Source organism: Serinibacter arcticus, from assembly GCF_004786095.1.
Lineage (GTDB): Bacteria > Actinomycetota > Actinomycetes > Actinomycetales > Beutenbergiaceae > Litorihabitans > Litorihabitans arcticus.
On the sequence record NZ_RHPJ01000003.1, the window covers coordinates 641,040 to 653,017 of the forward strand.

Here is an 11,978-nt window from a genome sequence, read left to right on the forward strand (position 1 = left end):
TACGCCCGCCAGGAAGCAGGAGCTCCGATGCCCCAGACCGTCATCATCCTCACCGAGGACGCGCTCGTGCCGAGCGACGTCGAGCAGATCCTGGGCCTCACGGCCGAGGCGGTGGACGTGTCCTACTCCGTGCTGGTGCCGACCGAGGCCGAGCAGAGCGTGGTCTCCGCCTTCCTGAACAACCTGTGGCTGCTCGACCTCAAGGAGGCGTGGGAGGACGTCACGGGCGCCAACGACGTCGACGAGACCACCGCGCGCCAGGCCGCGGCCGAGGCGCTGGGGGCCTCGGTGGGGGTGCTCGAGTCCGCGGGCGCCTCGGTGTCCTCCGCGACCGTGGCCGACGACCCGATCGAGGCCATGAAGGCCGAGCTCGCGGCCGGTGAGGTCGTGCAGGTCGTGGCCGTCACGCAGCCGCGCCCGGTCGAGGACACGTTCCACACCAACTGGGCCGACAAGGCGCAGGAGGCGCTCGGCGTGCCCGTGCTGCACTTCTACTCGGGGACCTCGTTCCTCGGGAACTGAGGCCTCGCGGGTGCGCGCCGCTCAGGCGCCCGGGTGGTACCGCCGGAACTTGCGCACCTGGTTGACCATGGCGACGGCGATGAACAGCCAGCGCCGCGGGTTCCGCTCGGCCCGGTAGTACAGCGGGTTCGTGACGGCGCCGCGACGGCGGAGCGAGCGAACCCGGGCGCGCTCGCCGGGCGCGTAGCGGCGCACGATCGCGAGCGGGACGACGACGAACAGGTGCTCGCGGGTGCCGAGCTCCGGCTCGGAGCCGGCGGCACTCCCACCGGCGCCGGGCGAGACCCACCCCGCCACGTACATCCGCGCGACGTTGTAGCCCGACGCCGTCGGCGCGTAACCGCTGCGGCCCACGCGGGGGTTGACCTCGAGCACGCGGTAGACGCCGTCGGCCCCGCGCATGAGGTCGACGTTGGCGAAGCCGCGCCACCCGAGATCGGCGAGCAGCAGCAGCACGTCCTCGATCGCGGTCCGGGCCACGGCGTCGACGCTCGCGTCCGCCGTCACCTGGGCGACGGAGTTGCCGAGCGCGCTCGGCGTGTGCTCCTCCAGCAGCACGCGTCCGAGCTGGGCGAACCGGACGGAGCCGTCGGCGTCGACCATCACGTTGACCGCAGCCATCGAGGCGTCGCCGCCGGGCAGCTCCTCCTGGACCAGCAGCTCACCGGCGAACCCGGTCGCGGCGATCCGACCCACCAGGTCGGCGAGCTCCACCGCGTCGGCCACGCGGTGGACCTTGGCCTTCCCGGCGTACGTCACGTCGTGCGCGAGCGTCGTCGAGGCGAACTTGGCGATCGCGGGGTACGGCGCATCCGCCGGCAGGGCGGGCTGCTCGCCGTCGCCCGCCAGCGCGACCACGCGCGTGCGGGGGTGGGGGATGCCGAGGCGCTCGCACGCGGCCATCACCACGGCCTTGTCCCCCACGGCGGCGACGACGTCGGCGTCGGCGTAGGGCACGACGACGTCCGGCAGCTCCGCGCGCACCGCGACGGCGACGCCCACGAGCCAGTCGGCGCTCGCGAGCAGCACGTGGGTCCGGTCCGGCTCCTCCGCGACGATCGCGCGCAGCAGCGGGACGAGCCGAGCGGCCGACATCGAGTCGTCGGCGCCGCCCACGACCCGCAGGTCCACGATCCGGGAGTCGCGCACGGGCCACGTGGCCGCACCGGCGACCACGACGCTCGTCACGCCGTACGCCTCGTGGAACGCGCGCGCCGTCGCGTAGGCACCGATGTCACCGCCCAGGACGATCGGGCGCGGGCGGGGGGCGGGGGGACGCGACACGGTCGACCTTTCGGACGGGGAGAATGCGGATGGCAGTCTACGGCGTGGCCTCGCGGCCCGACGGGGGCCGTCCGCCTAGCCTGGGGGCGTGCCGGAGATGGACTCGCCCCCGATGCCGCAGGAGTTCACCGCGGCCCTGCTCAGCCTGCGCGGGCACACGTGGCGACCCGAGGTGCGCCTCGAGGAGGTGCCGCCTCCCACGCGCATCGCGCCGTGGGCCCTCGCGCTGACCGCCGAGATCAACCCGACCGACGACCCCGACGACATGCTGGCCAACGGCCGGTTCGTCGTGCTCCACGACCCCGAGGGTCAGGACGCCTGGAACGGCACGTTCCGCGTCGTCGTCCTGATGCGCGCGCAGCTCGAGCACGAGATGGGCGCCGACCCGCTGCTGGGGGAGGTCGGCTGGACCTGGCTGACGGACTCGCTGCGCGACGCCGGCGCCGAGTACCACTCGCTCTCCGGCACCGTCACCCGTGTGCTGTCGGAGACCTTCGGCGGCCTGGAGGTGCGCGGGCAGGAGGTCGAGATCGAGATCAGGGCCTCCTGGAGCCCGACCACCCCGGCGATGGGCGAGCACCTGCGCGCCTGGGTCGCCGCGACCGCCTGGGCGGGCGGACTGCCGCCCCTGCCCGAGAACGTGACGGCGCTGACCCCGCGCCGCCCGAGGAGCTGATCCGTGCCTGTCGACAACCGCGACGCCGTCGAGCCCGAGCTCGACCCGACCGACGCCACCGCCGCAGCGTCCCCCGAACCCGTCCCCCTGGTGGAGCCGCGTGACGGCGTCCCCGAGATCCTCACCACCCCCGAGGGCCTGGCCGACTACGTCGGCAGGCTCGCCGCCGGCACCGGTCCGGTCGCCGTCGACGCCGAACGAGCCTCGGGCTTCCGGTTCGGCCAGCGCGCCTACCTCGTGCAGATCCGCCGCGAGGGCGCCGGGACCGCGCTGATCGACCCGATCGCGCTGCCCGACCTGAGCTCGGTGGACGAGGCGCTGCGCGGCGCGGAGTGGGTGCTGCACGCAGCCAACCAGGACCTCGCGTGCCTCGCCGAGGTCGGCATGACGCCGGACGCGCTGTTCGACACCGAACTCGCGGGCCGTCTCCTGGGGCGCGAGCGCGTCGGCCTCGGAGCGATCGTCGCGGCGGAGCTCGGGTACACCCTGGCCAAGGAGCACTCCGCGGCCGACTGGTCCACGCGCCCGCTGCCGCCCGAGTGGCTGCGGTACGCGGCGCTCGACGTCGAGGTGCTGGTCGACCTGCGGGACGCGCTCGCCGCCGACCTGGTCCGCCAGGGCAAGGACGACTGGGCGCACCAGGAGTTCGAGGCGGTCAGGCTCGCGCCGCCGCCGCCCCCGCGGGTCGACCCGTGGCGCCGGACCACCGGGATCCCGGCCGTGCGCGACACGCGTCGGCTCGCCGTCGTGCGCGAGATGTGGCTCGAGCGCGACGCCACGGCCCGCGACCGCGACATCGCCCCCGGCCGCGTGCTGCCCGATCGCGCGATCGTCGCCGCCGCGCAGGCGCTCCCTCGCACCCGCGCCGCGCTGGCCGAGCTGCCCGAGTTCAGCGGCCGCGGCACCCGCCGCCGGCTCGACCGCTGGTGGGGCGCGATCGCCCGCGTGCACGAGATGGCCGAGTCCGACCTTCCCCCGCGCCGTGCACCCGGGGGCGACACGATGCCGGCGCCGCGCGGCTGGTCCGAGCGCCACCCCGAGGCCGCCGAGCGGCTGCGCGCCGTCCGAGCGACGATGCGGCTGCTCGCGATCGACCAGGGCACGCCGCAGGAGAACCTGCTCTCGCCCGACCTGCAGCGCCGGCTGGCGTGGGACCCGCCCGCACCGCGGGTCGACGCCGTGACCGCTCGCCTGCTCGACGGCGGCGCGCGGCCCTGGCAGGCCGCGCTCGCGGCCCCCGTGCTCGCCGGGGCGCTCAGCAACCCGAGGGCCGTGCCCGACGTCGCCTGAAGTGTCGCGGACGGCGAGTCTCAGGTAGTCCGGTATCGTCGACGGCGACACAGCCGTCGAGCCGCCGACCCCCTGGCGGCGCAGGAGGTACCACCGTGACCCACCCGTCCCCCGCCGCCCCCGGCATGCTCGGCCGCCGCGTCGTCTTCGTCGACGGCGCCCGCACCCCGTTCGGACGGGCCAGGCCCGACGGCCTCTTCGCCCACTCCCGCGCGGACGACCTCGCCGTCGTCGTGATCCGGGAGCTGCTGCGCCGCAACCCCGACCTGCCGCCGCACCTCGTGGGCGAGGTCGCGCTGGCGGCCACGTCCCAGGTCGGCGACCAGGGGCTCACGCTGGGCCGCACCGTGGCGCTGCTCGCGGGACTGCCGCAGCAGGTGCCCGGCTACGCGATCGACCGGATGTGCGCCGGCGCTATGACCGCGACCACGCAGGTGGCCGCGCAGATCGCCGTCGGCTCGATCGACGTCGCGATCGCCGGTGGCGTCGAGCACATGGGCCACCACCCGCTCGGTGCCGGCGCCGACCCCAACCCCCGGTTCGTCGCCGAGAAGCTCGTCGACGCCGACGCCCTGGTGATGGGGGCCACGGCCGAGAACCTGCACGACCGCTATCCGGCGCTGACGCGCGAGCGGGCGGACGCGTACGGCGTCGCGAGCCAGCGGCGCTACGAGGCCGCGCGGCTCGCGGGCCGCATCGACGCCGACATCGTGCCCGTGGCGGTGCGCGACCCCGAACGCGGCTGGGGTCTCGCGACCGCCGACGAGCCGCCGCGGCCCGGCACGTCGTTGGCGGACATCGCCGACCTTCCCACCCCGTTCCGGCCTGGCGGTCGGGTGACGGCCGCGACGTCGTCGCCGCTCACCGACGGTGCGACGGCGTGCCTGCTCGCCGCCGAGGACGTCGCGCTGCAGCTCGGCCTCGCCCCGAGGATGCGCATGCTGAGCTTCGCCTACGCCGGGGTCGACCCCGCCGTCATGGGTGTGGGCCCGGTCCCGGCCACGCACCGGGCGCTGCACCAGGCGGGCCTGACGATCGAGGACATCGACGCGATCGAGGTCAACGAGGCCTTCGCCGTGCAGGTGCTCGCGCTCCTGGACGAGCTCGGCATCCCCGACGACGCTCCGTCGGTCAACCCGGACGGCGGCGCGATCGCCGTCGGCCACCCCCTCGCCGCGTCCGGCGTACGCCTGATGGTGCAGCTCGCGCGCCGGTTCGAGGCCGATCCGAGCCTGCGGTACGGGCTGACCACGATGTGCGTGGGGCTCGGGCAGGGCGGCACGGTGGTGTGGGAGAACCCCCACCACCCCGACTACGGCCAGAGCGGTCCCACCACCACCGAGACGGAGACCGACCGATGAGCACCACGCGCGTCCTCGTCCGCGACGTCGAGCTGCCCACCGCCACCGCGCACCGCGGCGGCGGCACTCTCGCGCTCCTCACGCTCGACAACGGAGCCGACCACCGCACCCCCAGCACGCTCGGACCGGAGACGATCGCCGAGCTCACCGGGGTGCTGCTCGCCCAGCGCGAGCGGGCAGCGGCGGGCGAGATCGTCGCCGTCGCCGTCACGGGCAAGCCCTACGTCCTCGCGGCCGGCGCCGACCTCAAGCGGGTCAGCCAGGTCGCCTCGCGCGAGCAGGCGCTCGACCTGGGGCGGGGCGGCCACGAGGCGTACGCCCTGCTGGCCGACCTCGGGGTGCCGTCGTTCGCGTTCGTCAACGGTGTCGCCCTCGGCGGCGGGCTCGAGCTGACGCTCAGCTGCACCTACCGCACCGTGTCCGGCAGCGTGCACGCTCTCGGACTGCCCGAGACCTCGCTCGGCCTCGTCCCCGGCTGGGGCGGCGCCTACCTGCTGCCGCGCCTGATCGGGATCGAGGCCGCGGTCGACGTCGTGCTGCGTCGTCCTGCGGCGAACAAGCCGCTGAGCGCGCACGACGCCGCGATCCTCGACCTCGTCGACCGCGTGCTCGACCCTGCCGACTTCCTCGAGCAGTCGATCGCGTGGGCCGCCGCGGTGCTCCGCGGCGAGGTCACCGTTCCGCGCCGCGAGCTGGACTCGCTCCAGGAGTGGGACGCCGTGGTGGCGGGGGCGCGCGAGCACCTCGACGCCGTCGTCGGCACGTCGCGCCCGGCGCCGCACCGGGCGCTGGAGCTGATGGCCGCGGCGCGCACGGCCACGCAGGAGGAGGCCTACGCGGCCGAGGACGAGGCGCTGGCCGACCTGATCATGACCGACGAGATGCGCGCGAGCGTCTACGCGTTCGGCCTCGTCACCGGCGCGAAGCGACCCGTCGGCGCACCCGACGCCGCCCTCGCCCGCAAGGTGCGCCGGGTCGGCATCGTGGGTGCCGGTCTGATGGCCGCGCAGATCGCGCTGCTCGTCTCGCGCCGGCTGAAGGTGCCCGTCGTGATGCGTGACCTCGACGACGAGCGGGTGGCCGCAGGGATCGGTCACGTCGCCTCCGAGGTCGAGAAGGCGGTGCGCCGCGGCCGGTTGACGCCCGACGCCGCGAGCCGCGTGCTCGGCAGCGTCACCGGGACGACCGACCTGTCCGAGCTCGCCGGGTGCGACCTGGTGATCGAGGCCGTCACCGAGCGCCTCGACCTCAAGAAGCGCGTGTTCGCCGAGCTCGAGGACGTGATCGACGCCGAGGCCGTGCTCGCGACCAACACCTCGGCGCTGTCCGTCACCGCGATGGCGGCGGACCTGCGCCACCCGGAGCGCGTCGTCGGGCTGCACTTCTTCAACCCGGTCGCGGCCATGCCGCTGGTGGAGGTCATCCGGGCGGGGAAGACCGACGAGGCGACGTACGCGACGGCGTTCGCGGTGACGAAGGCCCTCGGCAAGAGCGCCGTCGCGTCCGCCGACCGCCCGGGCTTCATCGTCAACCGGCTGCTGGTCCTGCTGATGGGCCGAATCGTCGGCGCAGTCGAGGGTGGCACCCCGGTCGCCGTCGCCGACCGGGCGTGCGACGTGCTCGGGCTGCCGATGCCGCCCTTCCAGCTGTTCGACCTCGTGGGTCCCGCCGTCGGGCTGCACGTCCTGACGTCGCTGCGCGAGGAGCTCGGGGACGCGTTCCCGCACTCCCCCGGGCTCGAGCGGATCGTCGCCGAGCGGACGCCGCTCGTCGGTCCGCCCGCGGCGCCGGGGCGGCCGCGGCGCGTGCTGCCCGAGGTCCAGGACGTCTTCGACACGGCGCGGGGTGACGGCGGTGCCGGCGGTGCTGGTGCGGTCGGATCGGGTGAGCCGCTGGACGAGGCGGGCGTGCTCGACGACGTCCTGACGGCGCTGACGCGCGAGATCCGGCTGATGCTCGACGAGGGCGTGGTCCAGACCCCGAGCCAGATCGACACCGCGATGATCCTGGGCGCCGGCTGGCCCTTCCACCTCGGTGGCATCACGCCGTACCTCGACCGGACGGGCTACTCCGAGCGCGTCGCCGGGCAGCGGTTCCTGCCGCGCGGCGTCGCGGACGTGCCGCCGGCCGGCTGATCGCGGTTGCGCGGCGCGGTGACCGTCACGTCTCGTCCGGTCGACCGCCGGGCTGCGCGGTGACCGTCACGTCCGACCCGGATGGCCGAGGCCGACCGGATCGGACGTGACAGCCACGCGCAGGGGTCTCGGTGGGTCGAGCGAACAGCACGGGTTCGGCATGCTGACCCGGTGACCTCCGCGACGCCCACGCCCGTACCCGCCGCCTCGGCGAGCGACCTCGATCGCTCGCGCCGCCCGATGTTCGCCGTGCTCGGACTGGCGGCGGTCGCCCTGCTCGTGGTGTCGGCGGTGCTCTCGATCCAGGCGGTCCCGGCGGCCCGCCTCTCGGAGGACGCCACGATCCCCGCGGCGTTCCTCGGTCTGGCGACGCAGCCGGTCGTCATCACCGTGGCCGTCGCCGGGTTCGCGGGGACGCGCCTGCCGCGCTGGTTCGTCCACGCAACGACCGTGGGCACGTCGATCGCCCTGGGCGTCGTCGCCGTCCTGCTCGTCCTCTCGTTCGCCGATGGCGGCACCTCCGTCGCGTGGGGCCTCCTCGCCACGGTCGCGGCGGCCGTCGCCGTCGTCGCCGCCGTGCGTCTCAGCCTGCTCGCGCACCGCGAGCGCTGACCTCAGGCCGCGTCGCCCCGGTGTGCGACGTGGTGGCGTCCGAGCGGCAGCACCATCGGCTTCCCGGTGGTCGGGTCGGGGATGACGACGTTCTCCAGGCCGAACACCCGCTCGACGAGGTCGCTCGTCAGCACCGTGCCGGGATCGCCGACGGCGAGCAGCTCGCCGCCGCGCAGCGCCACCAGGTGGTCGGCGTAGCGAGCCGCGAGGTTGAGGTCGTGCAGCACGATGACGATCGTCGTGCCGTGCTCGCGGTTGAGGTCGGTCAGCAGGTCGAGCACCTCGACCTGGTGCGTGACGTCGAGGAACGTCGTGGGCTCGTCCAGGAGCAGCAGATCGGTCTGCTGCGCCAGCGCCATCGCGATCCACACCCGCTGGCGCTGACCGCCCGAGAGCTCGTCGACCGAGCGGTCGGCCAGGTCGGCCGTGCCCGTGACGTCGAGCGCCGAGGCGACGGCGACGTCGTCGTCCGGGCTCCAGCGGCTCAGCACGCCGTGGTGCGGGTGCCGACCGCGACCGACGAGGTCGGCCACCGTGATGCCCTCGGGCGCGATCGGCTGCTGCGGCAGCAGCCCCAGCGTGCGCGCCACCTCCTTGGTGGGCAGCTTGTGGATCGCGTGTCCGTCCAGCAGCACGGCGCCGTGGCGGGGCGGCAGGAGGCGCGCCATCGCCTTCAGCACGGTCGACTTGCCGCACGCGTTCGGCCCCACGATGACCGTGATCTTCCCGGCGGGCACCTCGAGGTCGAGGGCCGCCACGACGTCCCGGTCGCCGTAGGCGAGACCGAGCGCGGCCGTGGTGAGGGTGTGGGCGGTCGTCACAGGGAGCCTCCGGCACGGTTGGTCCGCACGAGCAGATAGACGAGGTAGGGAGCGCCGAGCACGCCGGTCACGACGCCGACAGGGAACCGGGTGCCGAACGCGAACTGGGCGAGGAAGTCGGCCACGAGCACGAGCAGCGCGCCGACCAGCCCACCGGCGAGCACCGGCGAGCCGACGGGACCGAGGATGCGGGCCGCGATCGGTCCGGCGAGGAAGGCGACGAACGAGATCGGGCCGGCGGCCGCCGTCGCGAAGGCCAGGAGGGCGACGGCGGCGATCACCAGCAGCAGCCGGGTGCGCCCGACCCGCACCCCCAGCGCGGAGGCCGTCTCCTCCCCGAGACGCATCGCCTCGAGGTCGCGTGCGCACCACAGCAGCAGGGGCAGCGCGACGACCGCGACCAGCGCGAGCGGGAGCAGCGAGCTCCACGAGCTCGAGTTGAGGTTGCCCGTCAGCCACCGGGTGGCGATCTGCAGGTCCCACTGCGCGGCGCGCGACAGGGCGTAGGCGACGACGCTGTTGAGCATCGCCGCGACCCCGATCCCGATGAGGATCAGTCGCGATCCGGCGACGCCGCCGCGGTTCGCGAGCGCGTAGATCGCCAGCGCCGTGACGAGCGCGGCCACCATCGCCATGATCGAGACGGTCGTGGGGCCGAGGCCCAGGATCACGATGCCGACGACGGCCGCGGCGCTGGCGCCCGAGCTGATCCCGATGACGTCGGGGCTCGCGAGGGGGTTGCGCAGGAGCGTCTGGAACGCGGTGCCCGCGGCGCCGAACGCAAGTCCGGTCAGGACCGCCGTCGAGGCGCGCGGGAGCCGCAGCACGCCGATGGTGAACGACGCGTCGGAGTCCATGCCGAGGACCACGCGAACCACCTCGGCCGGGCTGTAGACGGCCTCACCGACGGTCAGCGCGACGACGTAGGCGGCGGCGACGGCGACCAGGAGACCGGCGGTGACGAGGCGGCGACGGCGGGTGCGGCGACCGCGGGCGGCGGCGACCGCGGCGACGGTGGCGCTGCCACGATCGCCGGGCCCGGGCCCGGATGCGGCCGCGGCCCGGGTGGTGGAGGTGGCGCTCACAGGTCCCTCACGCGCTGACGTCGGACGATCCAGATGAAGAAGGGGGCACCCAGGATGGCGGTCACGATGCCGACGTCGACCTGCTCCGGTCGCGCCACGATGCGCCCCAGGATGTCGGCGACGGTCAGCAGGAGCGCGCCGACGATCCCGCTGAACGGGACGAGCCAGCGGTGGTCGACGCCGACGAGCAGACGGCACGCGTGCGGGACGACGAGGCCGACGAACCCGATGGGTCCGCAGATCGCCGTCGCGGCGGCGCAGAGCACGACGCCGCCGGCCGCGGCGACCAGGCGCGAGCGCACGACGTTCTCGCCCAGGCCGGCGGCGAGCTCGTCGCCGAGCGCGAGCGAGTTCAGGCCGCGCGCCGAGAGCCACACGATCGCGAGCCCGGCGAGCAGGAACGGCACGATGAGGGTCAGCTTGGGGAACGTCGCCCCGCCGACCCCGCCGATCTGCCAGAACCGGAAGACGTCCAGCGCCGCGGCGCGCGGGAGCAGCACGGCGCTCACCAGCGAGGACAGCGCGACGCCGGTCGCGGCGCCGGCCAGCGCGAGCTTGAGGGGTGTCGCGCCACCCCGGCCCATCGACCCGACCGAGTACACGAACACCGCCGTGACGGCGGAACCGAGCATCGCCACCCAGATGTAGGCGAGCGTCGAGGTCATGCCGAAGAACACGATGCCGAGGACGACGGCGAGCGAGGCCCCGGAGTTGAGGCCGAGGATCTGCGGGTCGGCCAGAGGGTTGCGCGTGACGCCCTGCAGCGCGACGCCGGAGATGGCGAGCGCGGCGCCGGCGAGCATGGCCAGCAGCGTCCGCGGAACCCTGGCGGCCACGGCCGCCTGGGCGGTGGTGTCGGAGGCGCCCTGGAGTCCGGCGACGACGTCGTCCCACCCCACGCTGAGGGCACCGAACGTCACGGACGCCGCACCGGCCAGCACGAGCGCGACGACGCCCACCACCAGCCAGGTCAGCCGGACGCCCAGCGACCGGCGCACCCGCGAGGGGCGCGCCGGTCGGAGGGTCGGCAGGGCCGTGACGTCCTGGGTCACGCAGCCGCTCGGGCGGCCTCGGACAGCATGTCGATGAACTGCGCGGTGAAGTCGGACGGGATCGACAGCGGCGAGGGGTTGGCCGCGGCGGCCAGCGGGGCGTCCGCGGGCAGGACCGCCACCGCACCGTTGGCGACGGCCGGGATGCGCGACCACAGCGCGTCGGCCTGGAGGTCGGCGACCGTGGAGTCGCCGCCGTAGCCGACGATGACGTCGACGTCGGAGAAGCGGTCGACCTCCTCGGAGCTGTAGGTCAGCCAGAACTCGTCGGAGCCCTGCGAGGACTCGTCCACGACGGGTGCCGCCGTGAAGCCCAGCTCGTCGAGGAACAGCGCGCGGGGGTCGTTGAGCGTGTAGAACCCGATGGTGCTGAGGTCGGTGGGGTCGGGCGAGCTGAAGATCGTGGTGAGGCCGTCGATCTCGGGGTGCTCGGTGGTGACGGCGGCGAGCTGGCCCTCGAGGTCGGTGACGAGCGCCTCCGCCTCGGCCTGCAGGCCGAGGGCCGTGCCGTTGACCAGCGTCAGCTCCTGCCACGTCGTGCCCCACGCCATCTCGGGCGGCGCGACGACGGGCGCGATCTGGCTGAGCAGGTCGTAGTCCTCCTGCTCCATGCCCGAGTACGCGGCGAGGATGACGTCGGGGTTCAGCTGCTCGATCGCGGCGAAGTCGTAGCCCGACGTCTCGTCGAACAGGACGGGCGTCTCGGCGCCGAGCTCGGCGAGGGAGTCCTCGACCCAGGGGAGGATGCCGTTGTCGTCGTCGTCGCCCCAGGTGACCTTGGGCATGCCGGCCGGCACGACGCCGAGCGCCAGCGCCGCCTCCTGGTTGGCCCAGTCGACCGTGACGACGGTCTCGGGCTTGGACTCGATGACGGTCTCACCGAACATGTGCTCGATCGTGAGGGGGAACTGGTCACCGGAGCCGGACTCGCTCGAGTCGCTCGAGGCGCTGTCGCTCGGGTCGCTGGAGGCGGCGTCGGCGTTCTCGTCGCTCCCGGTGGAGCAGGCGGCGAGGGTCAGACCGAGGGCGACGGCGGCCGTCGCGGCGAAGGGGCGCGAGAGGCGCATGGGGTCTCCATTCGAGGAAGCGGAACGAGGAAAGGATAGCCTTGCCTTCAAGCAAACGACGACCATCGTTCCG

Annotated in this window: 11 protein-coding genes; 6 read left to right on the forward strand and 5 right to left on the reverse strand. The window is 74.4% G+C overall.

Annotation, left to right across the window (positions count from 1 at the left end):
- Window positions 1–27: 27 nt before the first annotated feature.
- Window positions 28–522: a hypothetical protein gene (locus SERN_RS11980; protein ID WP_135850326.1), complete on the forward strand. Its 495-nt coding sequence runs from the start codon at window positions 28–30 to the stop codon at window positions 520–522.
- Between the two features lie 21 nt (window positions 523–543).
- Here the strand turns inward: SERN_RS11980 and SERN_RS11985 are convergent, their stop codons facing one another.
- Window positions 544–1,806 (reverse strand): carboxylate--amine ligase, encoded by a 1,263-nt coding sequence (locus SERN_RS11985; protein ID WP_135850327.1) that lies wholly within the window; start codon window positions 1,804–1,806, stop codon window positions 544–546.
- 97 nt (window positions 1,807–1,903) lie between these two features.
- Here SERN_RS11985 and SERN_RS11990 point away from each other — a divergent pair, with 97 nt between their 5' ends.
- The 5 genes from SERN_RS11990 (at window position 1,904) to SERN_RS12010 (ending at window position 7,880) form a co-directional block, all read left to right on the forward strand.
- Window positions 1,904–2,482, forward strand: a complete 579-nt coding sequence (locus SERN_RS11990) for a DUF3000 domain-containing protein (protein ID WP_135850554.1) — start codon at window positions 1,904–1,906, stop codon at window positions 2,480–2,482.
- A 3-nt stretch (window positions 2,483–2,485) separates the two neighbouring features.
- Window positions 2,486–3,772, forward strand: a complete 1,287-nt coding sequence (locus SERN_RS11995; RefSeq protein ID WP_135850328.1) for an HRDC domain-containing protein — start codon at window positions 2,486–2,488, stop codon at window positions 3,770–3,772.
- 125 nt (window positions 3,773–3,897) lie between these two features.
- Window positions 3,898–5,133, forward strand: a complete 1,236-nt coding sequence (locus SERN_RS12000) for a thiolase family protein (protein ID WP_135850555.1) — start codon at window positions 3,898–3,900, stop codon at window positions 5,131–5,133.
- The gene (locus SERN_RS12005) at window positions 5,130–7,268 is read left to right on the forward strand and encodes a 3-hydroxyacyl-CoA dehydrogenase NAD-binding domain-containing protein (RefSeq protein ID WP_135850329.1); all 2,139 of its coding nucleotides are present in this window, start codon (window positions 5,130–5,132) and stop codon (window positions 7,266–7,268) included. Before SERN_RS12000 ends, SERN_RS12005 begins: the two co-directional genes overlap by 4 nt.
- 171 nt (window positions 7,269–7,439) lie before the next feature.
- Window positions 7,440–7,880 carry a hypothetical protein gene (locus tag SERN_RS12010; protein ID WP_135850330.1) on the forward strand — a complete coding sequence of 147 codons (441 nt, stop codon included), beginning with the start codon at window positions 7,440–7,442 and terminating at the stop codon, window positions 7,878–7,880.
- 2 nt (window positions 7,881–7,882) lie between these two features.
- On the opposite strand, the gene SERN_RS12015 is transcribed toward SERN_RS12010, so the two are convergent.
- The 4 genes from SERN_RS12015 to SERN_RS12030 are packed head-to-tail and all read right to left on the reverse strand — an operon-like array spanning window position 7,883 to window position 11,905.
- Window positions 7,883–8,701 carry an ABC transporter ATP-binding protein gene (locus tag SERN_RS12015; protein ID WP_135850331.1) on the reverse strand — a complete coding sequence of 273 codons (819 nt, stop codon included), beginning with the start codon at window positions 8,699–8,701 and terminating at the stop codon, window positions 7,883–7,885.
- On the reverse strand, window positions 8,698–9,786 hold the full coding sequence (locus SERN_RS12020; RefSeq protein WP_135850332.1) for a FecCD family ABC transporter permease: 1,089 nt from the start codon (window positions 9,784–9,786) through the stop codon (window positions 8,698–8,700). The genes SERN_RS12015 and SERN_RS12020 overlap by 4 nt, the downstream gene beginning before the upstream one ends.
- A complete protein-coding gene (locus SERN_RS12025; protein WP_233251652.1) occupies window positions 9,783–10,838 on the reverse strand; it encodes a FecCD family ABC transporter permease in 1,056 nt (351 codons plus the stop codon). The genes SERN_RS12020 and SERN_RS12025 overlap by 4 nt, the downstream gene beginning before the upstream one ends.
- A complete protein-coding gene (locus SERN_RS12030; RefSeq protein WP_135850333.1) occupies window positions 10,835–11,905 on the reverse strand; it encodes an iron-siderophore ABC transporter substrate-binding protein in 1,071 nt (356 codons plus the stop codon). Before SERN_RS12030 ends, SERN_RS12025 begins: the two co-directional genes overlap by 4 nt.
- Between the last annotated feature and the right edge of the window lie 73 nt (window positions 11,906–11,978).

Coding starts and splice junctions, on each gene's coding strand:
- SERN_RS11980 (WP_135850326.1), top strand. CDS start 28: ATGCCCCAGACCGTCATCATCCTCACCGAGGACGCGCTCGTGCCGAGC.
- SERN_RS11990 (WP_135850554.1), top strand. CDS start 1,904: ATGGACTCGCCCCCGATGCCGCAGGAGTTCACCGCGGCCCTGCTCAGC.
- SERN_RS12000 (WP_135850555.1), top strand. CDS start 3,898: ATGCTCGGCCGCCGCGTCGTCTTCGTCGACGGCGCCCGCACCCCGTTC.
- SERN_RS12005 (WP_135850329.1), top strand. CDS start 5,130: ATGAGCACCACGCGCGTCCTCGTCCGCGACGTCGAGCTGCCCACCGCC.
- SERN_RS12030 (WP_135850333.1), bottom strand. CDS start 11,905: ATGCGCCTCTCGCGCCCCTTCGCCGCGACGGCCGCCGTCGCCCTCGGT.